Here is a 22,639-nt window from a genome sequence, read left to right on the forward strand (position 1 = left end):
GTTTGAGTTTTTTGTTGGTGGTCCATCCCCTTTTCGTACCCTGCCGGGCACGACCTACTTTTCTTTGGCAAGACAAAGAAAGTGAGTCAGCCCCGGCAGGGGATGAAACAAGGGATGCACCACCAAGACTCATCCCAAGAAAACAAAAACTCAAACAGCCTTAAACGCTTTCCGAGCCGCCTCAAACGTAGCGTCCAAAATCGCGTCATCATGCGTGGAAGACACAAATCCGGCCTCAAACGCAGACGGCGCCAGATAAACACCCTGATCCAGCATCGCGTGGAAGAACGCATTGAAGCGCCCAACATCGCTCTTGGTCACTTCAGCAAAGCTCGTCGGCACGCCCTCGCGGAAGTAGATGCCAAACATGCCGCCCACGCTGTCGGCGGCAAACGGCACACCAACCTCACGAGCGATTTCCGCCAGCCCGTCTACCAGCTTGCGTGTCTGCGTCGCCAGCCGGTCATGGAAGCCATCCGCAGCAATCAGCCGCAGCGTGGTCAGCCCAGCCGCCACGGCCAGCGGATTGCCCGACAACGTTCCCGCCTGGTAGACGCTGCCCAGCGGTGCCAGGAACCCCATGATGTCCCGGCGGCCACCAAACGCCGCGGCTGGCATGCCGCCGCCAATCACCTTGCCCAGGCACGTCAGATCCGGTTTGATGCCGTACAGCGCCTGCGCGCAGCCGAGCGCCACGCGGAAGCCCGTCATCACCTCGTCAAAGATCAGCACGGCCCCGTGCTCGGTACACAGCGCGCGCATGGCCTGGTGGAATTCGTTGCTGCCACGCACGAGGTTCATGTTCCCAGCCACCGGCTCGACGATCACGGCGGCGATTTCCCTGCCGTGGCGGGCAAATGCCTCGCGCAGCGCGGTGACGTCGTTGTACGGCAGCACCATCGTGTGCTTGACCACGTCTTCCGGCACGCCCGCCGAAGAGGGCGCGTTCTGCGTCGTATCGGCAAACGTCAGCAGGCCCGAGCCGGCCTTCACCAGCAGGCTGTCGGCATGACCGTGGTAGCAGCCTTCAAACTTGATGATCAGGTCGCGCCCGGTAAAGCCGCGCGCCAGGCGCAGCGCGCTCATGGTTGCCTCGGTGCCTGACGACACCAGCCGCACCTGCTCGATCGACGGCACGAGCTTGCAGATTTCCTCGGCCATGACGACTTCAGCCTCGGTTGGTGCGCCGAACGAGAAGCTGTCGGCCGCCACTTCCTGCACGGCGCGGACGACATCTGGGTGAGCGTGGCCAACGATCATCGGACCCCAGGAGCCCACGTAGTCGATATAGCGGGTGCCGTCGGCGTCCCACAGGTACGGGCCGGCTGCCTTGGCAATGAAGCGCGGCGTGCCGCCCACCGAGCGGAAGGCGCGTACCGGCGAGTTCACCCCACCGGGAATGGTCTTCTGGGCACGTTCAAACAGGGCAGCGCTGCGGGAGGAAGTCGACATGGAGGGTTTTGGAAGAGAGCGTAGCGCCGAGCAGAGCGGCGCTACGGCACGGTTTAAAGGCTGTTCGAGGTGATTATGTGGTGGTTTGCCGCAGATCCGGGTTGGATACAGTCAAACACCGTGTCTGCCCGGCGCGTGTTCTGGCGCACCCGGGCGCGATTCGGTACCATCTGGCCTGCCATTTTAATAGACGGAACCCACCGAAGCTTTGCCCTATGGAACAACAGATTGAATACAAGACGTGGATGTGCCTGATTTGCGGCTGGATCTACGACGAAGAACAAGGCGCCCCGGACGACGGCATTGCGCCCGGCACGAAGTGGGAAGACGTGCCCATCAACTGGACGTGCCCGGAGTGCGGCGCGCGCAAGGAAGACTTTGAAATGGTGCAGATCTGATCCGGATCTGACCTGTCTCCCGTCAGCAAGTGAGCGTTTGCCCTCTTGCTGACAGCCAAGTATCAGGAAGTGACGGTTCGATGAAATAGGCTCGTCGCTTCCATGCCACAAGCGCTCGGCGGACGGCCGGCGCCATTGACGGCGAATAGGTGACTTGTCACACTTCGTCAAATTCTGAGCTTCACACTTCATAAGCGGGCCGGGGGGCGTAGTTTTGAAGTCGTCGCCAGCGTGGGCCCTTTCCGTTTGGAGGGTACGCTGCGGGGCGATTTGCCGCGATCCATCCGGTCAGAATGTCGTGGCGACCCGTGGTCGCGCACTGCGAGAACATGATGCAATCCGCGCGGGTGGAACAACTGGCTGACTCTCAACCGCTGGCGAACTCTCCGCTGGCGCATTCCCTGACAGGCTGCAAGGTGCTGGTAATCGACGATTCCAGCACCATCCGCCGTACCGCGCAGATTTTCCTCACCCAGGCCGGGTGCCAGGTCATGCTGGCCGAAGACGGCTTCGACGCACTGGCCAAGGTGGGTGACCTGAAGCCCGATCTCGTGTTCTGCGACATCCTGATGCCGAATCTCGACGGCTACCAGACCTGCTCGCTGATCAAGAAAAGCCCAAAGTTTCATGCCACGCCTGTGATCATGCTGTCTTCGCGCGACGGAATTTTCGACCGTGCGCGAGGCAAGTCGGTCGGGGCGGTGGACCACCTTGCCAAGCCGTTCTCGAAGGAAGCGCTGCTGGAGGCGGTCCAGACGCATTTGCCGGTGGCGCCAGCTGCCGCGCAGTGATGGCATCTCTCTTAACGAAGGACTGTTTGTATGGCAATCAAGAAAGTGTTGGTGGTCGACGATTCTCCGACCGAAGCGCTGCATCTGTCGGAGATCCTCGGCAAGAACGGTTTCAAGGTGACGGTCGCTGCCGATAGCGAGCAGGCCATGACCAAGCTCGAAGCGGAAACCTTCGACCTGATCCTGATGGACGTGGTGATGCCGGGCCAGAACGGCTACCAGGCGACCCGCGCAATCAAGAAGGACGAGCGCTTCCAGGGTATCCCCGTGATCATGTGCACGACCAAGGGTCTGGAGACCGACCGTGTGTGGGGCATGCGCCAGGGCGCATCGGACTACATCGTCAAGCCGGTCAAGGCCGAAGAGTTGCTCGAGAAGATCGCCAAGCTGGCGCAGTAAACCTGCGGCAGTTGGCCAATCGTTATCCAACCGCGCGCAACGCCTGACATGGCGTACAGCACAGGACATGAGCCAGACGTGAACGAACAGCGCACCAACCTGACCTCCCGCCAGCGCCTGCATGAATACCAGGCGATGCTGGCCCGCCGCCTCCAAGAGGCGCGCGCCAAGTCATCGACGGAAGGCTTTCTGGGCGTGCAGATCGGCGAGCACCACTGGCTTCTATCGCTGACCGAAACCGGCGAGGTGCTGGACTACCAGCCGCCCGCACGCGTGCCGCTCACGCAGCCGTGGTACCTCGGTCTCGTGAACGCGCGCGGCAACCTTCTGGGCGTGATCGATTTCGGCCTGTTCTGCGGTGAAGCGCCGACGGGCAGCGGCAGCGGCGCCAAGATCGTGGTGCTGTCCAAGGACCCGCAGCGGGCGTGCGCAATCGTTGTGCCACGCGTGGCGGGGCTGCGCAGCCTGAGCGATCTGCAGCCCGCGGAAGCCTCCGTGGAAGAGGGCCGTCCCTGGTTGGGCCGCGCCTGGCGCGACGCGCAGGGCACGCAGTGGCGCGAACTGGATGTGCGGCAGCTTCTAGCCGATCCGGCGTTCCTGCAGGTCGGCCGCAGCCGCACATAAAGCAATTGGGCAATCAGGCCGTAGAGCCGTAGACCAAACAAGAAAGATTGAGCACGCCGCAACGGGAGCGGGGTGCGCAGGGGCAAGAGGCGGTGCGTGGCGCGCGCAACAGGGCGCGCCAGAGGTATTCGACGGGCACCGCCGAAGGTGCGTACCAAGCCGGGTTGAACAAGGCGCGGACGCGGACGGGAAATCCATGCGGCTGATCTCGCAGAACGAGACGGCAGCATTGACAAGAAAAGAGGGTCCTATGGGGTTCAAGTGGTTCAACGCAGGTCGCCGTGCCGCAGAGGCAGGGGCGCCGGAGGTTGCAGTGGAGGGCGCGTCGGCGGCTTCCGCGCAGTTGGCGCAGTTGGACAATGCGCCCCATACGGATGACGACAATCCCGCTGGCCCGCCCACGCAACTGGGCCGCTCGCCCATGGATGCCGTGGTCGGCTGGATGGAGCGCGTGCCGTTTGCCGCGCAGCAGCGCGTCTTCACGATCGGCCTGGTGGTCGGTCTGCTGGCCCTGCTGATCTCGGTGTACCTGGACAACCGCCAGGCCAACAACGGTTCGGTGCAGATTGAAATTGCCGGTGACACGCTGATGCACTCGCAGCGTCTGGCCAAGGCAGTGCCGGTGGCGCTGCTGGGTAACACCAACGCGTTCGCCCAGCTCAAGGAGAGCCGCGCACGCCTGCAGGAGAACCTCGAGGCGTTGAAGAACGGCAGCTCCGAGCGCGGCGTGCGCGCCTCGGGTGGCGAGGCCGAAGCGCTGCTCGACAAGTCGATCGAAGAGTGGAAGCGCAGCGACAAGAGTGCCCAGGCCATCTTGGCGCAGGAAAAGACGCTGGTGGCGGTGGGTAAGACGCTGAACGTGTTCAACGCGTCGAACCCCGAACTGCTGGAAGAAGCCGAGCAGATCTCGTCGATGAAGCTGCAGACCAACGCGCCGGCCCGTGAAGTGGCCGCCTCGTCGCAGTTGGTGATGTTGACGCAGCGTCTGGGTAAGAACATGAACGAGTTCCTGGCCGGCGAAGGCGTGAACCCGGAAACGGCGTTCCTGCTCGGTAAGGACACGAACACCTTCCGCGAAACCCTGAACGGCCTGCTCAACGGCTCGGAAGCGCTGCGCCTGTCGGCCGCCACCGATGCCGAGACGAAGGGCTATCTGCAAGAGCTGTCGACCCGCTTCGACAACGTGCAGAAGACCACGCAGATCATTCTTGAAAACCTGCCGGGCCTGATTGCCGCAAAGCGCGCCCAGCAGCAGATCTTCAACGACAACGAAAAGCTGCGTGCCGACCTGTCGGACCTGCAGTCGGCCTATGCCGGCAGCGTGCGTAGCCGTCCGGTGACGCTCGGTGCGGTGGTGCTGTCGGCCATCCTGACCGTGGTCTGCCTGGCCGGCCTGGCCGCCCTGTACCTGCGCGATTCGCGCGTGCGTACGATGGAAGCAGAAGCCCGCCAGCGCGAAGCTGAAGAGCGCCGGATGGTGGAAAAGCGCAACAACGATTCCACCCAGGCCGCAATTCTGCGTCTGATGAACGAACTGCAGGACATTGCAGACGGTGACTTGACCAAGCAGGCCACCGTGTCGGAAGACATTACCGGCGCCATTGCCGACTCGGTGAACTACACCGTGGAAGAACTGCGCGAGCTGGTCGGTCGGGTGCAGCAGACGGCCGAGCAAGTGACGCAGGCATCGTCGGCGGTGCAGACCACGTCGGAAAGCCTGGTGGCCGCATCGGAAGAACAATCGCGCCAGATTCGCCAGACCGGCCAGTCGGTGGTGGAGATGGCAGACCGCATCACGCAGGTCTCGCGCGGCGCAGCTGAATCGGCCAACGTTGCGCGCGCCTCGCTGGCTGCTGCAGAGCAAGGTCAGCAGGCCGTGCAGAACGCCATCACGGGCATGAACGACATCCGTGACCAGATTCAGGAAACCTCGAAGCGGATCAAGCGCCTGGGCGAATCGTCGCAGGAGATTGGTGAAATCGTTGAGCTGATCTCGGACATTACCGAGCAGACCAACGTGCTGGCACTGAACGCTGCCATCCAAGCAGCGTCGGCTGGTGAAGCCGGTCGCGGCTTCTCGGTGGTGGCAGAGGAAGTGCAGCGCCTGGCAGAACGTTCGGCCGAGGCAGCCAAGCAGATCGGTGCGCTGATCCGCACGATTCAGACCGACACGCAAGACGCGGTGCACGCAATGGAGCGCAGCACGGCGGGCGTGGTGGAAGGGGCGAAGCTGTCCGATAACGCCGGTGCCGCACTGGTGGAGATCGGCCGGGTGTCGCGCCAGCTTGCCGAACTGATTGAGAGCATTTCGCAGACGACGTCGCACGAAGCGACGCTGGCTTCGGACGTTGCGCAGAACATCGAACAGATCCTGCACATCACGGAACAGACGTCGACGGGTACGCGCCAGACCGCACAGTCGGTGCGCCAGCTCACGCAGCTTGCTGAAGAACTGCGTGACTCGGTGGCGCGGTTCCGCATCGCCTGATCTCGTCACCACTGGATTTCGGGCGGGAGCGCCGAAGGGGCCACCCCGGGGCAATCGCGGCAACCGCCACCTGCTTTTTGGAAGCACACATGCGTCATCAATCTGCCGCCGAGCCTGCCCAGTCCCATCCTGTCTCGCTTGAGGCGATCGGGGCCCCTGCGGTTCGTCCGAAAGCTGCCGTGCCCGCGCGTGACCTCTCCGCGCTGGCGTGGGTCGCGCCCAACATGCGCGCTGCGCTGGACGATGCAGTGCGCGAGTTCGGCGAATACGCGGCCGAGGTCATCGCCAATCCGGAAGTCATCGGTGCGCGCGATACGACCTCGTTGCGTCTGGCTGGCCAGTATCTGCACCAGGCTGCCGGCGCGCTGCTGATCGTCGGCCTGCGTGGTGTCGACGTGTATTGCCAGGCCGCCAAGCGCCTGCTCGAAGCCGTTGATGCCGGCACCGTAGCCGCCGACGCGCAGACGTTGGACGTGTTCTCGCGCGCCGTGCAGGCCCTCCAGGAATACGTGGCCGACCTGATGGCCGGCATGGCCGAAGAGCCGCTGCGCCTGTTCCAACCGTATCAAGCCGTGCTCGCCCGTCTGGGCGAAGAGCGTATCCACCCGGCTGACCTGTGGGCCGATGAACTGCGCCACCTGCCGGCGCTGCTGCTGCCCTCGCGCGATTTGCCGGGGCTGGCACGCCTGCGCCGCAAGTTCGAACTCGCGTTGCTGACGGCGCTGCGGGCACCGGCATCCAACGCCGATGGTGCGCAGGTGGATCCGTCCGCCGCCGCTGCAGCCTACGCTCCGCTGGAAGAGTTGCTGCATGGCATTCGCGCGCTCGAGCGCGAGCCGCGCCGCACCGGAGACGATCTGCAGCGTGATCTCTGGCTGGTGCTTGCCCTGACCTTTGGCGCCTTGCGTGCCGGCCTGGTGCCGGCCGACATGACCGCCAAGCGCTTGGCGGCACGCGTCAACCTGCTGCTGCGCCAGTACTCGCACAACAACGTCCACCTGCCGCAAGGCCTGCTGACCGACGCACTTTACCTGCTGGCCGGCATGGCCTACAGCAACGCGCCCGCAACACCGGTGGGCGACGACACGCTCGGCCCGGACATCGTGGCGTGTGTTGATGCCTTTGCGATTCCGCCCACGCACGCACCGGCAGGTGCTCTGCACACGCGCCAGTATTACGCGCTGCTGCCGACGGACACCAGCGACACGCTGCAACGCGTTGGCCGTTCGCTCGAAGCGCTCAGTCAACAACCGGCACCCGCTGCGGACGAACTCGACGCTGCACTGCAGACGCTTGCGCTGCATGCCGACGCGTTGGGGCAGCCGGCCCTGTCTGATCTGTCGAACCGACTGACCGAAGCTGCCGGGCAGGACGTTGCACCCACGCTGCAATTCCTCTCGCGCATGCTGGCACGCCCGTGGGCCGTGCATGGCGAATCCGGCGACTTGCGCAGCGCGTGGTTTGCTGCCCGCTGCAGCGAACTGGCCGAACGCACCCGCGCCACACAAGACGGTCACGCCGTGCCGGCACCCGCATGGCTCACGCTGCTGGCCGAAGAAGCCGCACAACGCCGCGCGCGCACCGAGCAGGTTCGCACGCTGCAAACGCAGTTGGCCTCTGCCGAAACGCACCTCGACGCGTTCGAGCGCGAAGGCGCAGAAAGCGGCGGCCTGCAAGAGGCTGCACGCCTGTTCGGCGAGATGCAGAGCACCTTTGCCGCACTCGACGCCTATGAGGCCGTCCAGGCCACCGAAGCCGCGCAATCGACCATCAACGCGCTGCAAGCGGCGGGCGAGGGCGCCACTGCCGATCGCGAACGCTATCTGGCTGCGCTGGCCGCCAATGTCAGCGGCCTGCAGGCCCTGCTTGACGCGCTGTCTGCCGGCACAGAACTGACTGGCGGCCAGGTCGACGAGATCGTCATCGAAGGCCAGCTGACGCCGACCGAGCGCGAAACCGCATGGCGCGAGTTCGCCTTCGATACCGAATCCGGCATGCTGGCCCGGCGCGAGCCGCAATCCGGAACGCTTGCCGGCGCAGGCGTGGCCAATGCCGATGCCGCATCGCCGCTGCAATCGCTGCTCGAGCGCCTGCTGGCCAAGCAGCCGGTCGACCCAACCGACCCGCTGGCTGCGGAGTTGCGTACCGCGCTGCAGGAAGCACGCGACGCCGCCGCCATCGACGACGATCCGGCTCGCCGCCGTCGCCTGGAAGAGGCGCTGGCCCAGTTCGATGCATGGCAGGTCGGCAGTGTCGGCGCGCTTGAGCGCATGCAGGCTGCATTGGCGGCACCGGCTGCCGCGCCTGCCGCAGCCGCTGCACCTGCGCCCGCTGCTGTGCGGGATACCCAATCCATCGATGCCGAACTGCTCGACATCTTCCTGTCTGAGGCTGAAGAAGTGCTGGCCGGCGTGCGTGCCGATCTGCATGGCCTGCAGGCCGCTGCCGATATGGGCACGGGAGGCCTGGCTGCCGGCCCCGACCTGGACTTGCTTACGCAACTGCGCCGCGCGTTCCACACGCTCAAGGGCTCGGGCCGCATGGTTGGCCTCACGCGCTATGGTGAAGCGGCCTGGGCCATCGAGCAGGTGATGAACGTCTGGCTGGCCGAAAGCCGTGTGCCGACGCATGACCTGGTCGCGCTGCTGACGCGCGCCGAGTCTGAGCTGTCGACGTGGGCCGCCGCGATTGCGCAATCGCCGCAAGCCGATCACGCCATCGAACCGCTGGTCGCGGCCGCAGAGCGTGTGCGCCATGGCGGTCCGTTCGTGTGGCTGGAGGCCGTGCCCGAAGCGCAGGCCGCTCCCGAACACGTTGAGCCGCAAACACCTGACGCACCGGCTGCGGAACCCGCATTGCACGACACCGACGCGGTGCAGCCGATGGAGTTGGCTGCACCGGAAGCGCCCGTTGCAGAAGCCGAAGAAGCCGTCGCGCTCACATGGGATGACGAGCCCGCGCTGCCCGAAGTCGAGGCGCCGATGCCCGAGGCCACCGCGCCGGTGGTCGAGCATGAGGCGGTCGAGCCGGTTGCAGAGCACGTCGAAGAGGCCCATCAGGAAACTGCCGCTGAACCGGTTGCCGCTGACGCCGACGCCAAGGTGATCCCATTCCCGTTCGCGCAGACTGGCGAGCCGGAGGAGGTACCGCACGACGATGGTGTGAAGGAGATTGGTCCGGTCCGCATCAGCGTGGCGTTGTACAACGTCTACCTGCAGGAAGCCGATGACCTGATCCGCCGCCTGGGCGTGGATTTCTCGGAGTGGCGCCACGAAGGCCGCACGCCGCCGAGCGAGCTGGCCCTGCGCGCCGCGCACACGCTGCAAGGCAGTTCCGCCGTGGTCGAACTGGAGCCCGTGCGCCAGTTGGCGGGCGCGCTTGAGCAGGTGCTGCTGAACCTGAACAGCCGCCCGGTGGCGATGCATCCGGGCGACTTCCGCCTGCTCGATCAATCCATCGAGCGCATGCGCGGCATGCTGCATCAATTCGCCGCCAGCCTCTGGCCGGAAGCTGACGAGGCGATGCGCCGCAGCCTCGACGAACTGTGCGAGCGTCTGCTCGTGCGTCCGCGCCTGCCGCTGGAGCCGGCGCCCGCGGCCTTTATCGAAGCCGAACAGGCCGAGAACGACACCGCTGGCCTGGCCGGCGAGCCCGGGTTTGAACCGGCGGAGAACACGCCGACGTTCGTGCCGTCGCTGGTGCCCGTGCACGAGTCGCCGGTTGCCGAGCCTGCCGTGGGTGAGCTGGTCCGCCAGGCACCGTCCGACGCGCTCGACCCTGCGCTGCTGGAAATCTTCCTGGAGGAAGCGCACGTCGCGCTGCCCGAGTTGGGCCAGCACCTGCGTGCGTGGGAAGCCGCGCCGCAGGACCGCAATGCCGCCGGCCTGCTGCTGCGTAACCTGCACACCGTCAAGGGTAGTGCGCGCATGGCCGGTGCCATGACGCTGGGTCAGGCCGCGCACGAAATGGAAAGTGCCATTGAAGGCGGCCTGCGCCAGAACCGCGTGGACGACGCGCTGTTCCGCAAGCTCTACGTCTGGTTTGACCGCATTCAGGCGCACGTCGATGCGCTGGGCGCGGGCAATCTGCTGCCGCTCGATGCCGGCCTTGCCGATGCTGCCGATGCGCAGCAGACGGCAGCCGACGCGCAGGCATCGTCGGGCGCATCGATGCTGCCAGCTGTTGCGGTATCGACGAACGTCGATCTGACCGGCGCGCGCAGCCCCGAAGCTGAGGCCCTGGAAGTCGCCGAACGTCAGCGCGCGATGGTGCGCGTGCAGGCGCGCGCGCTTGATTCGCTCATCAACGATGCGGGTGAAGTCGGTGCCGCCCGGGCGCGTCTTGAGTCGGAAGTCGATGCACTCAAGACCTATCTGTCGGAACTGAACGACAACGTGGCGCGCTTGCGCTCGCAGGTGCGCGAGATCGAAATCCAGGCCGAAACGCAGATGGAGTCGCGCATTGCCGATGCGGCTGCACACGACGAATCGTTCGACCCGCTGGAGTTCGACCGATTTACGCGCTTGCAGGAGCTCACGCGGATGATGGCTGAGTCCGTCAATGACGTGGCGACGGTGCAGCAGAACTTGTTCCGTGGTTTCGATCAGGCGTCGCTCGATCTGGAAACGCAGGCACGCCTCACGCGCGGCCTGCAGCGCAGCCTGATGCGCGCGCGCATGGTGCAGTTCGATACCGTGGCCGATCGTCTGTATCGCGTGGCCCGCCAGGCCGCGTCGGAAACCGGCAAGGAAGTCCGTCTGTTCATCAAGGGCGGTACGGTGGAACTGGATCGCAGCGTGCTGGACCGCATGGGCGGCCCGCTCGAACACATGATCCGCAATGCCGTCGCACACGGCATTGAATCCGCCGACGAGCGCCGCGCCAAGGGCAAGAATCCGGCCGGCGAGCTCACGCTTGAAGTGCAGCAGGAAGGCAACGAAGTCGTGCTGCATTTCGTGGACGACGGCGCCGGGCTGAACCTCGACCGCATTCGCGCCCGCGCACTGGAGCGCCAGCTTCTGGCGCCGGATGAGGAGGCCAGCGACGCGCGCCTCACCGAGATGATCTTCACGCCGGGCTTCTCTACTGCCGACCAAGTGTCCGAGCTGGCCGGCCGTGGCGTGGGCATGGATGTGGTGCGTGCTGAAACCGTCGCCCTGGGCGGCCGGATCTCGCTGCAGACGACGCCGGAAGTCGGCACGCGTTTCACCATCCACCTGCCGCTGACCACTGCCATTACGCAGGTGCTGCTGGTGCGTGTGAGCGAGCGCGTGTACGCAATTCCGTCGGGCATGATCGACCACGTGCAGCAACTGCGCCCGCAGGCGCTGGCCGAGGCGTACAACGCAGCTGCACTGCAATTGCCGACCGGCCCCGTGCCGTTCCATTACTTTGGCGTGCTGCTTGAAGAAGCGAAGTCCGTCACGGGCGGGCGCAAGTACTCGCCGGCCGTGGTGGTGCGCAACGGTGCCGAGCGCGCCGCCGTGCATGTCGACGAAGTGATCGGCAACCGCGAAGTGGTGGTCAAGCACATCGGCCCGCACCTTGCACGTCTGGAAGGCATTGCTGGTGCGACCACGCTGGGCGACGGCGAGATCGTGCTGATCTACAACCCCGTGGTGCTCACGCAGCGCTTCGAGCGCGAAGCCGCCGCGCGTGGCCTGTCCGACCAGGAAGCGACGGGCGCCGTGGCTGAGCTGCACCGCGACGGCAGCACCGACGCCGTGCCGGGCTTGGCCACACAGCCAATCGTCATGGTTGTCGACGATTCGCTCACGGTGCGCAAGGTCACGCAGCGTCTGCTCACGCGCTCCGGTTACCAGGCCGTGCTCGCACGCGACGGTGTGGACGCGCTGCGCCAGCTGCAGGAAGTCACGCCCGACGCGATGCTCGTCGACATCGAAATGCCGCACATGGACGGCTTCGACCTTACGCGCAACGTACGTGCGGACGAACGCATCGGCGCCACGCCGATCATCATGATCACCTCGCGTACGGCAGACAAACACCGCCGCTACGCTGCGGAGATCGGCGTGAACGTCTACCTGGGCAAGCCGTACAACGAAGAGGAATTGCTCCGGCATCTGCGGAACCTCATCGGCGAGCGGGCGCCGGCGGCCAACGCAGGCTGACGACGCGCATCGCACCAAAGACAACGGGCCGGTGTTCTACCGGCCCGTTGTCTTTGGTGCGGCGGTTTTCAGTCGTCGCCACCGGCTTTGCTGAGTGCCGCCGCCTCGGCGCCTGATGTGCGATGCGCCTTGGTGACGGCATAGCGGTCGAGCGTCGCTGCACGCGCGGCGGCATGATCGACGATGGGCAAGGGATACGTCTCGCCCAACGCGACGCCTGCTTCCTTCAGCACATTGGCGGGCGCCGTCCATGGCGCGTGAATGTACTTGTCGGGCAGGTTCGCCAACTGCGGCAGGTACTTGCGGATGAAGCGGCCTTGCGGATCAAACTTCTCCGATTGCGTGACCGGGTTGAAGATGCGGAACCAAGGTTGTGCGTCGCACCCGCTGGAGGCGGCCCATTGCCAGCCGCCGTTGTTGGCCGCGAAGTCGAAGTCGTTGAGCACGTCGGCAAAATATTGCTCGCCGCGTCGCCAATCGATGCCAAGGTCCTTGATGAGAAAGCTCGCCGCCACCATGCGCAGGCGGTTGTGCATGTAGCCGCTCTGGAAAATTTGCAGCATGGCTGCGTCCACGAGCGGGTAACCGGTGCGTGCGGCCTTCCACGCTTCGAAGCGCGCATCGCCGGTGTCGCCGTCCACCCAGCGGATGCGGTCGAATTCCGGATGGAACGCGGCGCCGTCGGCCAAGTCCGGGCGGTGATGCAGGATCATGAAATAGAAGTCGCGCCAGACCAGTTCTGACAGCCACGTCGCGGCGCCCCGGCTCCCTCGCAGCATGGCGGCATGTGCACGCGCTGCAAGCGTGCGGATCGACACGGTGCCGAAGCGCAGGTGCGTCGAAAGATAGCTGGGTCCGCGCACGGCGGGAAAGTCGCGGCGCGCATGGTAGTCGTCCATGCGCTCTTCAAACTCGTCGAGCAAAGCCTGGCCGCCCGACATGCCGGTGGGCAGGGCCATCTCCGACAGATTGGTGGGCGCAAAGCCCATCGCTTCCAGGGCAGGTGTGGCGTGTGCAAGCGCCTGCGGCGGCTTGGCCAGCGCACCGAAGTGCGGCTCTGTCGGATACGCCCGCAAGTCGAACGGCGTCAGCGCTGCCAACCACGCGTTCTTGTACGGTGTGAAAACGCCGTACGGTTTGCCTTGTCCGTTCAGGATTTCATCGCGCTCGAAGATCACCTGATCCTTGAAGTCGAACCAGGCGCACGGCTGCTGGGCCAGCACTTTGCGTACGGCTTCATCGCGGGCCTGCGCGGAAGGTTCTTCGTCATGGTTGGCGAAAACGGCTTCGATGTTGAGCTTGCGCGCGATCTCGGGAATCGCCCGGCGCGGGTGATCATGCACGACGATCAGGTCGCCGCCGGCCTCGCGCAACGCGCTGCGCAGTTCCTCAATGGACGCGCGGATGAACTCAATGCGGCGGTCGGCCTTGAGCCCGCGCGCAAGCAGCGCATCGAGGATGTCGCGGTCGAATGCGAACACGCAATAGACTTCGCGGCAGTGGCGCAAGGCATAATGCAGCGCCGCGTGGTCGAAGTGCCGAAGATCGCGCCGGAACCACACCAGACCACGCTGGAAGTGCGCTCCGATGTTGTACGGCTGGCGGCTTGGGGCGGTGGAGGGCATCGGATGGAATCGGTTGCTCTTTAGACCGGCCGAGCGTATCGCAAAAATCGCCCCTTTTTGTCTTGTTCACGTTGTTGTCATGGCTGATTCTTCTCGTCTTCCGCTGTATCGCATCCTGCAATCCCAGGGCTTCGGCACGCGCCGCTATTGCAAGGACCTCGTCCTCGCGGGGCTGGTATTCATCAACGGCGTCGAGATGGAAAGCCCTGATGCGCTCGTGGATACCGCTGGCTTGGTGCTGGATGTCGACGGCGAGCGCTGGGCATACCACGCCCGCGCCTATCTCATGCTCAACAAGCCGGCCGGCGTGGAGTGCTCGCAAAAGCCGAAACACCATCCTAGCGTGTACACGCTGCTGCCGGTGCCGCTGCGCGAGCGGGCCGTCCAGTGCGTCGGGCGGCTCGACCAGGACACCACGGGCCTGCTGCTCCTCACCGACGACGGCCAGTTCGTTCACACCATCACCAGCCCGCGCCACCAGGTGCCCAAGGTGTACGAGATCGCCACCGCCGAGCCTGTGACCGATGCGCAGATCGCCCAGTTGTGCGCCGGCGTGCTGCTGGCTGACGAGAATGAAAACGTTGCCGCCGCCTGGGCGGAGCGCGTGGACACGCACCACCTGCGCATGGCGCTCACGCAGGGCAAATACCATCAGGTGAAACGCATGGTGGCCGCCGCCGGCAACCATGTGGACGGATTGCACCGCAGCGCCATCGGTGGGTTGTCGCTGGGCGATCTGGCACCGGGCGAGTGGCGCTGGCTGGAAGCCGCAGACCTGGAGGCGCTGAACACCACGCCCCCGCACGTTTCTGGGGCGAGTGCCTGAAGCGTCACAATGCGCCAACCCAAAAAACCTTGCGCCGAGGGCCGATTCCTCCAAATGAGAGGGGCGGCGGCCGGGGGCTTTTGGTAAACTCCCCCCATGGCCTCGCCTGACGCACTTATCAATCTCACGAATCAGTTCCTGATCGCTATGCCCGGCATGGCGGATTCCACGTTTTCGGGCACGGTCGTGTACATGTGCGAGCACAACGAGCGCGGTGCGCTCGGGCTCGTGATTAATCGCCCCATCGACATCGACTTGGCGACGTTGTTCGACAAGATCGATCTCAAGCTCGAAATCCACCCCCTCGCAGAACAATCCGTGTATTACGGCGGCCCGGTGCAGACGGAGCGCGGCTTTGTGCTGCACGACGCCACGGGCGCGTATTCGTCGTCGCTGGCCGTGCCGGGCGGACTGGAAATGACCACCTCCAAGGATGTGCTGGAAGCCGTCGCCCAGGGGGCCGGCCCACACCGCTTCATCCTGACCCTCGGGTATGCCGGCTGGAGCGCCGGTCAACTGGAAGACGAAATCAGCCGCAACGGCTGGCTGACCGTCCACGCCGATCCCGAGATCATCTTCAACGTGCCTGCTGAAGAGCGGTTTGCCGCGGCGCTGAACCTGCTCGGCATCAACCCCGCCATGCTGTCGGGCGAGGCCGGGCATGCCTGAGCCCGCATCGTCGACGGGTCCAGCCACCACTTCCGTGCCCGCAGAGGGCACCTTGCTGGCATTCGATTACGGCGAAAAGCGCATCGGCGTGGCGCTGGGTAACTCGATTACGCGCTCGGCGCGTGCGCTGGAAACCATTCCCAATCGCTCGGTCGATTTCCGTTTCGCGCAGATCACGCGGCTTGTGGGCGAATGGCAGCCAGTCGGCTTTGTGGTCGGCATGCCTGTTCACCCCGATGGGGAAGAGCAGCCGATGATCAAGCTCGCCAAGCGCTTCGGCAATCAATTGCACGGCCGCTATGGCCTGCCGGTTACCTGGGTGGACGAGCGTTATTCATCGATCGCCGCGCAGGACGCCGGTGCCTCCGACGATGTGCTCGACGCAGAAGCCGCGCGCATCATCCTCCAACAGTTTTTCGACGAACACGCATGACATCGCAACAGATCGATGCCGAGGCGCTGTACCAGAGCCTCGTTGCACAACTGCGCACGCGGCTGGCGGACGGCCATATCTGGTCGGTGGCCGGCATTGTCAGCGGCGGCGCCTGGATCGCCAAGCGGCTGGCGCATGACCTTGGCCTGCCGGAATACGGCGTCGTCAACGTTGCGATGCACCGCGACGATTACGCCAAGAAGGGCCTACACGCCAAGGCGCAACCGACCACGTTGCCGTTCGACGTGAACGAGCGCCGCATCCTGCTGGTGGACGACGTGCTGGCCAGCGGCCGCACCATCCGCGCGGCCATCAATGAGCTGTTCGACTACGGCCGGCCGGCGGCGGTTGAGCTGGCCGTGCTGGTCGATCGCGGTGAGCGCCAACTGCCCGTTGCCCCTGATTACATCGGTGAACGCATCACGCTGCCGCCCAACGAATCGCTCGTGCTGAGTGAAACCGGCGAGGGCGCTTCGGCCCGCTTCACCTTCACGCGCGAGCCCAAGGGCGCTTGAGTTCGCGCGCCGCACCGCACCCGCTTTGACCTGACCTGACCTGTACTGACCTCGTCGCCCTTCGCTTCTCATGCCCAAGACTTTCGCCAACCCGCAGCTCACGAAAAACGGCGAGCTCAAGCACCTGCTGTCGATCGAGGGGCTGTCGCGCGACATCCTCACGCACGTGCTGGACACCGCGCAGCAGTTCGTCTCCGTATCGGATTCCGACCGCGAGGTGAAGAAGGTGCCGCTGCTGCGCGGCAAGAGCGTGTTCAACCTGTTCTTCGAGAACTCCACGCGCACGCGCACCACGTTCGAGATCGCAGCCAAGCGGCTTTCGGCGGACGTGATCAATCTGAACATCAACGCGTCGTCTACCAGCAAGGGTGAGTCGCTGCTCGACACGATCAACAATCTGTCTGCGATGCAGGCGGACATGTTTGTCGTCCGGCACGCCAGTTCCGGTGCGCCGTACCTGATCGCCCAGCACGTCGCACCGCACGTGCACGTCATCAACGCGGGCGATGGTCGCCATGCGCACCCCACGCAGGGGCTGCTCGACATGTACACCATCCGCCACTACAAGAAGGATTTCTCCAACCTGACGGTGGCGATCGTTGGCGACATCCTGCACTCGCGCGTGGCGCGTTCCGACATCCATGCGTTGACGACGCTGGGCTGCGCCGAAGTGCGCGCCATTGGCCCGCGTACGCTGCTGCCGGGCGGCCTGGAGCACATGGGTGTGCGTGTCTTCCACAACACGGAAGAGGGCTTGAAGGGCGTGGATGTGGTCATCATGCTGCGCCTGCAGAACGAGCGCATGAGTGGCGCGCTGTTGCCCTCGGCACAGGAATACTTCAAGGCCTACGGCCTCACGCAGGAGCGCCTGGCGCTGGCCAAGCCGGACGCCATCGTCATGCACCCCGGCCCGATGAACCGCGGCGTGGAGATCGACTCCGCCGTGGCAGACGGCGTGCAATCGGTGATCCTGAATCAGGTGACGTTCGGCATCGCCGTGCGCATGGCGGTCATGGGCATTGTGGCTGGCAACAACGACTGAGATCGATGAAAAACGATTCTGCCGGCCCGGCGTCGACTTGCCGTACTTTTTGTACTGTCTGCGTCGGCGCCGAACCGCCAGAACCGCTTCGCTTCGTTTTGCATCAATCTCAAAAATATTGAAACGATGAAACTGCATATCAAAGGCGGCCGCCTGATCGACCCGGCCAACGGTATCGACGCACAACAGGATCTGTACATCGCGGCGAGCAAGGTGGTCGGTGTCGGCCACGCGCCGGCGGATTTCCATGCCAACAAGACCATCGACGCGACGGGCTTGGTTGTTTGTCCGGGCCTGATTGACCTGTCCGCCCGCCTGCGCGAGCCGGGCTTCGAATACAAGGCCACGCTCGAATCGGAAATGGCCGCGGCCATGGCCGGCGGCGTGACCTCGCTGGTGTGCCCACCGGACACCGATCCTGTGCTGGACGAACCCGGCCTGGTCGAGATGCTCAAGTTTCGCGCGCGCAACCTGAACCAGGCACATGTGTATCCGCTCGGTGCGCTCACTGTCGGCTTGAAGGGCTCGGTGCTGACGGAGATGGCCGAATTGACAGAGTCGGGCTGCGTTGGCTTCTCGCAGACCGATGCGCCGATGGCCGACACGCAAGTGCTGATGCGTGCGCTGCAATACGCGCAGACCTTTGGCTTCACAGTCTGGCTGCGCCCCGAAGACCCGTATCTGGGTAAGGGCGGCGTGGCCGCAAGCGGCCCGCTGGCTTCACGCCTGGGCCTCTCGGGTGTGCCTGTCATAGCCGAGACAGTGCGCCTGCATACCATCTTCGAGCTGATTCGCAGCACGGGCGCCCGTGTGCACCTGTGCCGCTTGTCATCGGCCGCAGGCATCGAGCTTGTGCGCCGTGCGAAAGCCGAAGGTTTGCCGGTCACATGCGACGTGAACGTCCACCATATCTCTCTGACCGACGTCGATATCGGCTACTTCAATTCGCAGATGCGTTTTGTGCCGCCGCTGCGCTCCGGGCGCGACCGCGACGGCATCGTGCGTGCGCTGGCCGATGGCACCATCGACGCGATCTGTTCCGACCACACGCCTGTGGATGACGACGAGAAGTTGCTGCCGTTTGCTGAGGCGACACCCGGCGCGACCGGCCTCGAAACACTGCTGCCGCTCACGCTGCGCTGGGCCACCGAACACAAGGTCGAGCTGTCGAAGGCGCTGTCGCGCATCACCAGCGAGCCGGCTCGTGTGCTGGGCCTGCATGCAGGCTCGCTGGAAGTGGGGGCGATGGCCGATGTGTGCGTGTTCGATCCGGATGCGACCTGGAAACTTGAACCGCGCGCTCTGCGGAGCCAGGGCAAGAACTCGCCGTATCTGGGCTTCGAGCTGGCCGGCCGCGTGCGTGCCACGATGGTTGCTGGCCATCTCGCCTATGACGGGCATTGATCAGGACATGGCAGGCGTGCCCGCTGAGGGAAGCACGCCGCAGCGCAAGCATGTGCTGCGCAAGCTGCGATTGCTCGTGCATCTGGCAGAAGGTCTGATCACGTGCGCGTTGCTGTTCTGGTGGGTCAGGCTTGAGACCAAGCAGAGGCTGATTCAGCGCTGGTCGCGCAAGTTGCTCGCGCTGTTCCGTGTCTCGCTCGTTGTGCATGGCGAGCCGGTCGCGGGCAAGGATCTGGCTGGCTCCATGCTGGTGTCCAACCATGTCTCGTGGATCGACATCTATGCGATCAACAGCTGGTACCCGCCGCGCTTCGTCGCCAAATCGGAGATTCGCAGCTGGCCAATCATTGGCTGGCTGTGCGCGCAGACCGGCGTGCTGTTCGTCGAGCGCGCTCGCAAGCGCGACGCGCATCGCATCATGCATGTCATCGCTGATGCGATGCGTTCCGGCGATGTCATTTGCGTGTTTCCCGAGGGCACGACGTCTGACGGGCTGCAACTGCTGCCGTTCCACGCCAATCTGTTTCAGGCGCCTGTTAGCGCTGGCGCACCGATTCGCCCGCTGGCGCTGCGCTATCGCATTGCCAAGACGGGTGAATTGACCACCATTCCTGCGTATATCGGCGACCTGTCGATGATGGACACGATCAACGCCATGCTGAACGGGCCACCGTTGGTGGTGGAAGTGTTCGTGGGCCCCGCCGTAGCTCCGGAGATGGACCGCCGTGGGCTGGCCGCACATAGTCACGACGCTGTTGCCGCGCTGATCGACCGCGCGGGCTAGGCTACTCGGCTATTTCTTCTTGTGCGCGAGCGGGTCCTGCGCCTGCTCGCAATCCACCTGGATCACGTCACGCCCGGCTGGCGCCAGCGATAGCTTCGCCGCCGTCAGTTTGCCACCCCACACGCAGCCTGTATCCAGGCCCATCACATCGTCGCGCATCACCAGCCCGCGTGTTGACCAATGCCCGAACACGATGGGCGTGCCGCGCGTGCGGCGGCCCGGCACGTCGAACCACGGCATGTGGCCATCCGGAGCACCATCGGCGTCAGTCGTCTCGAACTCCATCGTCCCATCAGGCGTGCAGAAGCGTAGGCGCGTCAAGGCGTTGATGGTCAGCCGCAGCCGATCCATGCCGACGAGATCGTTACTCCACTTGTCCGGATGGTTGCCAAACGCATCGGCCAGGAAGGTTTTCCAATGTGGGCTACGCAGCTCGCGCTCCACCGCGCCGGCCAGCTCTAGTACGTCGCCCGTTGTCCACTGGGGCAGGACGCCGGCGTGCACCATCAGAAAGCTGTTTTCGAAGATGGCCAGCGGCTGATGGCGTAGCCAGGTGATGAGTTGGTCGCTATCGGGTGCAGAGAGTATCTCGGCGATGGTGTCGCGCTTGCCGGGTTTGCGCACACCTGCCGCCACGGCCAGCAGGTGGATGTCATGGTTGCCGAGGACGGTGCGTGCGCGTCCCGCTTCGCATAGGGAAATGACCTGGCGCAGTGTGGCGAGAGAGTCGGGGCCACGGTTGATGATGTCACCGACGAAGCGGAGCGGGGCGTTGGCGGGGAGGGCGGCCAGCAGGGTCTGGAGAGGGGAGCAGCAGCCTTGGAGGTCGCCGATGGCGTGGGGAGTAATAGACACTGTGTTTTTAGAGGTAGGCCAGAGTTCAGCGAACCGCCGGGGCCGAAGACTTCAATTGTGTTACAGCATGCTACAAAAAGATGACGCCTATCGGCGGGGCTTACCTTGGGGTCGGATAGAATACGGCACTTCCAATCGTCTGTAATATTCCGTGCCCTCCGATGAGGATATTGCGCGGAACGGCAATGCGCGTGGCTGGGCCCGCAACAAGGAGCACAGAGTTTTGTCTCACATCCTCGTCACCGGCGGTGCCGGTTTCATCGGCGGCAACTTTGTTCTGAATTGGCTGGCAAATCCTCATGCCGATGGCGTTGTTAACGTCGACAAGCTGACCTATGCCGGCAATCGCAAAACGCTTGCGCCGGTTGAGGGTGATCCGCGCCACATTTTTTCCCAGACAGACATTTGTGACCGCACTGCGCTGGACGGCCTGTTTGCCAAGTACAAGCCGCGCGCTGTGGTGCACTTTGCCGCGGAAAGCCACGTGGACCGTTCGATCCATGGTCCGGGCGAATTTGTGCAGACCAACATCGTTGGGACGTTCACCCTGCTGGAAGCGGCCCGCGCTTACTGGGGCGGGCTCGATGCAGACGCCAAGGCGGCATTTCGATTCCTCCATGTCTCGACCGACGAGGTGTTTGGTTCGCTGGGCCCAAGCGAGCCGCAGTTCTCGGAAACTACACCATATGCGCCGAATAGCCCGTACTCAGCGTCCAAGGCTGCCTCAGATCACCTTGTCCGCGCCTACCACCATACGTACGACTTGCCGGTCCTGACGACCAATTGCTCGAACAACTACGGGCCATATCATTTCCCGGAAAAGCTGATTCCTCTGATGATCGCGAACGCGCTCGACGGGAAGTCGCTCCCGGTCTACGGTGATGGGCAGAACGTGCGGGACTGGCTTTACGTTGGCGACCATTGCGCCGCCATTCGCGAAGTGCTTGCGCGCGGCCGTTTAGGGGAGACCTACAACGTGGGCGGCTGGAACGAGATGACCAATCTTGAGGTCGTGCACACGTTGTGCGATCTGCTCGATCAGCTCGAGCCGAAGGCAAGTGGCTCGTACCGGGATCAAATTACTTTCGTGAAGGACCGCCCCGGCCATGATCGTCGCTACGCGATCGACGCTCGCAAGCTGGAGCGCGAACTGGGCTGGAAGCCTGCCGAAACGTTTGAGACTGGGTTGCGCAAGACGGTGCAGTGGTACCTCGATAACCAGGCGTGGGTACACGACGTGATGTCTGGCGAGTATCGGAACTGGGTGGCGAAGCAATATGCTGCGTAAGTCGAAGGCCGTTCCGAAGTTCCTAGTTACGGGAAGCAACGGTCAGGTTGGCTTCGAGCTTCGACGCAGCTTCGCTCCGTTGGGCGAGGTTATTGCGCTCGATCGTGCTGCCTGCGATCTGACGCAGCCCGACATGCTGCGACAGATGGTGCGCGAATACCGTCCAGATGTGATCGTCAATTCGGCAGCCTACACTGCGGTGGACAAGGCCGAAAGCGACGCGGATACCGCTTTTGCCGTTAATAGCACGGCGGTGGGGGTACTGGCCGAAGAATCGCGCGCATTGGGCGGACTACTCGTGCACTACAGCACTGACTACGTCTTTGATGGCACTAAGGACGGCCTCTATGTGGAGACCGATCAGACGAACCCACAATCTGTTTACGGCAAGAGCAAGCTTGCGGGCGAACAGGCAATCACGGCCTCAGGTGCATCCGCGCTGGTGCTCCGTACCTGCTGGGTGGCCGGTGCGCACGGAGGCAATTTCGCCAAGACCATGCTGAAGCTGGGGCAGGAGCGAGAAAGCCTGCGCGTGGTTGTCGACCAGTTTGGGGCGCCCACTACCGCTACACTGATTGCCGATGTGACGGCGCAGATCATCGCGCGTTGGTGGTTGACAGCTGATCGTGCTGCTTTTCCGAGCGGTACATATCATTTAGCTGCGGGCGGGGAGACGACTTGGCACGGTTACGCAACCGAGCTATTGCGCTATGCAGCCGCGCGTGGTGTGGCGTTCAAGGTCGATCCAGCGGCGATTACCGCCATTCCCGCAACGGAATATCCATTGCCGGCGCCGAGGCCAACCAATTCTCGGCTTGATACAAGCAAGTTGCGCGAGACGTTCAGCCTTCACCTTCCTGATTGGCGTCAGGGTATTCATTTCCTGCTCGATCAGATTATCTGAGTCTTCTCATT

Annotated in this window: 18 protein-coding genes; 15 read left to right on the top strand and 3 right to left on the bottom strand. The window is 64.1% G+C overall.

Features of this window, described 5'->3' with window-relative positions; translation table 11 throughout:
• Nucleotides 1-150 precede the first annotated feature (150 nt).
• The gene (gene hemL / locus ACCD03_RS10200; protein ID WP_413411472.1) at nucleotides 151-1,452 is read right to left on the bottom strand and encodes a glutamate-1-semialdehyde 2,1-aminomutase; all 1,302 of its coding nucleotides are present in this window, start codon (nucleotides 1,450-1,452) and stop codon (nucleotides 151-153) included.
• A gap of 215 nt (nucleotides 1,453-1,667) precedes the next feature.
• On the opposite strand from hemL, the gene ACCD03_RS10205 reads away from it, so the two are divergent.
• From ACCD03_RS10205 to ACCD03_RS10230, 6 genes are all read left to right on the top strand, one after another.
• On the top strand, nucleotides 1,668-1,850 hold the full coding sequence (locus ACCD03_RS10205) for a rubredoxin (protein ID WP_003261842.1): 183 nt from the start codon (nucleotides 1,668-1,670) through the stop codon (nucleotides 1,848-1,850).
• A 293-nt stretch (nucleotides 1,851-2,143) separates the two neighbouring features.
• Entirely contained in the window at nucleotides 2,144-2,641 is a 498-nt protein-coding gene (locus ACCD03_RS10210) for a response regulator (RefSeq protein ID WP_045204650.1), read from the top strand.
• Between the two features lie 30 nt (nucleotides 2,642-2,671).
• Nucleotides 2,672-3,040, top strand: coding sequence for a response regulator (locus ACCD03_RS10215; protein WP_004629647.1), 369 nt, complete (start codon nucleotides 2,672-2,674; stop codon nucleotides 3,038-3,040).
• A gap of 78 nt (nucleotides 3,041-3,118) precedes the next feature.
• Nucleotides 3,119-3,664, top strand: coding sequence for a chemotaxis protein CheW (locus ACCD03_RS10220; RefSeq protein WP_045204649.1), 546 nt, complete (start codon nucleotides 3,119-3,121; stop codon nucleotides 3,662-3,664).
• Between the two features lie 250 nt (nucleotides 3,665-3,914).
• Nucleotides 3,915-6,152: a methyl-accepting chemotaxis protein gene (locus tag ACCD03_RS10225; protein ID WP_413411473.1), complete on the top strand. Its 2,238-nt coding sequence runs from the start codon at nucleotides 3,915-3,917 to the stop codon at nucleotides 6,150-6,152.
• Between the two features lie 89 nt (nucleotides 6,153-6,241).
• Nucleotides 6,242-12,283 (top strand): Hpt domain-containing protein, encoded by a 6,042-nt coding sequence (locus tag ACCD03_RS10230; RefSeq protein ID WP_325652526.1) that lies wholly within the window; start codon nucleotides 6,242-6,244, stop codon nucleotides 12,281-12,283.
• 68 nt (nucleotides 12,284-12,351) lie between these two features.
• Here ACCD03_RS10230 and ACCD03_RS10235 read toward each other — a convergent pair whose 3' ends face one another.
• Nucleotides 12,352-13,908 (bottom strand): cryptochrome/photolyase family protein, encoded by a 1,557-nt coding sequence (locus ACCD03_RS10235; RefSeq protein ID WP_413411474.1) that lies wholly within the window; start codon nucleotides 13,906-13,908, stop codon nucleotides 12,352-12,354.
• A gap of 79 nt (nucleotides 13,909-13,987) precedes the next feature.
• On the opposite strand from ACCD03_RS10235, the gene ACCD03_RS10240 reads away from it, so the two are divergent.
• The 7 genes from ACCD03_RS10240 to ACCD03_RS10270 all read left to right on the top strand — a co-directional run bounded on the left by ACCD03_RS10240 (nucleotide 13,988) and on the right by ACCD03_RS10270 (nucleotide 19,581).
• The gene (locus ACCD03_RS10240; protein ID WP_325652530.1) at nucleotides 13,988-14,734 is read left to right on the top strand and encodes a pseudouridine synthase; all 747 of its coding nucleotides are present in this window, start codon (nucleotides 13,988-13,990) and stop codon (nucleotides 14,732-14,734) included.
• A gap of 96 nt (nucleotides 14,735-14,830) precedes the next feature.
• Nucleotides 14,831-15,403, top strand: a complete 573-nt coding sequence (locus ACCD03_RS10245) for a YqgE/AlgH family protein (protein WP_045204644.1) — start codon at nucleotides 14,831-14,833, stop codon at nucleotides 15,401-15,403.
• Nucleotides 15,396-15,836: a Holliday junction resolvase RuvX gene (gene ruvX / locus ACCD03_RS10250; protein WP_045204643.1), complete on the top strand. Its 441-nt coding sequence runs from the start codon at nucleotides 15,396-15,398 to the stop codon at nucleotides 15,834-15,836. The genes ACCD03_RS10245 and ruvX overlap by 8 nt, the downstream gene beginning before the upstream one ends.
• On the top strand, nucleotides 15,833-16,351 hold the full coding sequence (gene pyrR, locus ACCD03_RS10255; RefSeq protein WP_413411475.1) for a bifunctional pyr operon transcriptional regulator/uracil phosphoribosyltransferase PyrR: 519 nt from the start codon (nucleotides 15,833-15,835) through the stop codon (nucleotides 16,349-16,351). The genes ruvX and pyrR overlap by 4 nt, the downstream gene beginning before the upstream one ends.
• Before the next feature lie 70 nt (nucleotides 16,352-16,421).
• Nucleotides 16,422-17,393 (top strand): aspartate carbamoyltransferase catalytic subunit, encoded by a 972-nt coding sequence (locus tag ACCD03_RS10260; protein WP_413411476.1) that lies wholly within the window; start codon nucleotides 16,422-16,424, stop codon nucleotides 17,391-17,393.
• Nucleotides 17,394-17,519: 126 nt separating this feature from the next.
• Nucleotides 17,520-18,797 (top strand): dihydroorotase, encoded by a 1,278-nt coding sequence (locus ACCD03_RS10265; protein ID WP_045204641.1) that lies wholly within the window; start codon nucleotides 17,520-17,522, stop codon nucleotides 18,795-18,797.
• Entirely contained in the window at nucleotides 18,784-19,581 is a 798-nt protein-coding gene (locus ACCD03_RS10270; protein ID WP_325652536.1) for a lysophospholipid acyltransferase family protein, read from the top strand. Before ACCD03_RS10265 ends, ACCD03_RS10270 begins: the two co-directional genes overlap by 14 nt.
• Before the next feature lie 9 nt (nucleotides 19,582-19,590).
• Here the strand turns inward: ACCD03_RS10270 and ACCD03_RS10275 are convergent, their stop codons facing one another.
• Entirely contained in the window at nucleotides 19,591-20,436 is an 846-nt protein-coding gene (locus tag ACCD03_RS10275; RefSeq protein ID WP_325652537.1) for a symmetrical bis(5'-nucleosyl)-tetraphosphatase, read from the bottom strand.
• A gap of 223 nt (nucleotides 20,437-20,659) precedes the next feature.
• Here ACCD03_RS10275 and rfbB point away from each other — a divergent pair, with 223 nt between their 5' ends.
• Together rfbB and rfbD are read left to right on the top strand one after the other, a co-directional pair.
• On the top strand, nucleotides 20,660-21,724 hold the full coding sequence (gene rfbB / locus ACCD03_RS10280) for a dTDP-glucose 4,6-dehydratase (RefSeq protein ID WP_325652539.1): 1,065 nt from the start codon (nucleotides 20,660-20,662) through the stop codon (nucleotides 21,722-21,724).
• The gene (gene rfbD / locus ACCD03_RS10285) at nucleotides 21,714-22,628 is read left to right on the top strand and encodes a dTDP-4-dehydrorhamnose reductase (protein WP_325652542.1); all 915 of its coding nucleotides are present in this window, start codon (nucleotides 21,714-21,716) and stop codon (nucleotides 22,626-22,628) included. The genes rfbB and rfbD overlap by 11 nt, the downstream gene beginning before the upstream one ends.
• Nucleotides 22,629-22,639: the final 11 nt, after the last annotated feature.

Origin of the sequence: Ralstonia sp. Ralssp135 (assembly GCF_047304345.1) — a bacterium.
In the GTDB taxonomy this organism is placed as follows: Bacteria; Pseudomonadota; Gammaproteobacteria; order Burkholderiales; family Burkholderiaceae; genus Ralstonia; species Ralstonia chuxiongensis.

Excerpts from the sequence above, each read along its gene's own strand:
- ACCD03_RS10260 (WP_413411476.1), top strand. The coding sequence starts at position 16,422 with ATGCCCAAGACTTTCGCCAACCCGCAGCTCACGAAAAACGGCGAGCTC.
- ACCD03_RS10215 (WP_004629647.1), top strand. The coding sequence starts at position 2,672 with ATGGCAATCAAGAAAGTGTTGGTGGTCGACGATTCTCCGACCGAAGCG.
- ACCD03_RS10240 (WP_325652530.1), top strand. The coding sequence starts at position 13,988 with ATGGCTGATTCTTCTCGTCTTCCGCTGTATCGCATCCTGCAATCCCAG.
- ruvX (WP_045204643.1), top strand. The coding sequence starts at position 15,396 with ATGCCTGAGCCCGCATCGTCGACGGGTCCAGCCACCACTTCCGTGCCC.
- ACCD03_RS10235 (WP_413411474.1), bottom strand. The coding sequence starts at position 13,908 with ATGCCCTCCACCGCCCCAAGCCGCCAGCCGTACAACATCGGAGCGCAC.
- ACCD03_RS10265 (WP_045204641.1), top strand. The coding sequence starts at position 17,520 with ATGAAACTGCATATCAAAGGCGGCCGCCTGATCGACCCGGCCAACGGT.
- ACCD03_RS10225 (WP_413411473.1), top strand. The coding sequence starts at position 3,915 with ATGGGGTTCAAGTGGTTCAACGCAGGTCGCCGTGCCGCAGAGGCAGGG.
- pyrR (WP_413411475.1), top strand. The coding sequence starts at position 15,833 with ATGACATCGCAACAGATCGATGCCGAGGCGCTGTACCAGAGCCTCGTT.
- ACCD03_RS10230 (WP_325652526.1), top strand. The coding sequence starts at position 6,242 with ATGCGTCATCAATCTGCCGCCGAGCCTGCCCAGTCCCATCCTGTCTCG.
- rfbD (WP_325652542.1), top strand. The coding sequence starts at position 21,714 with ATGCTGCGTAAGTCGAAGGCCGTTCCGAAGTTCCTAGTTACGGGAAGC.
- ACCD03_RS10245 (WP_045204644.1), top strand. The coding sequence starts at position 14,831 with ATGGCCTCGCCTGACGCACTTATCAATCTCACGAATCAGTTCCTGATC.
- ACCD03_RS10205 (WP_003261842.1), top strand. The coding sequence starts at position 1,668 with ATGGAACAACAGATTGAATACAAGACGTGGATGTGCCTGATTTGCGGC.
- ACCD03_RS10210 (WP_045204650.1), top strand. The coding sequence starts at position 2,144 with ATGTCGTGGCGACCCGTGGTCGCGCACTGCGAGAACATGATGCAATCC.
- ACCD03_RS10270 (WP_325652536.1), top strand. The coding sequence starts at position 18,784 with ATGACGGGCATTGATCAGGACATGGCAGGCGTGCCCGCTGAGGGAAGC.
- hemL (WP_413411472.1), bottom strand. The coding sequence starts at position 1,452 with ATGTCGACTTCCTCCCGCAGCGCTGCCCTGTTTGAACGTGCCCAGAAG.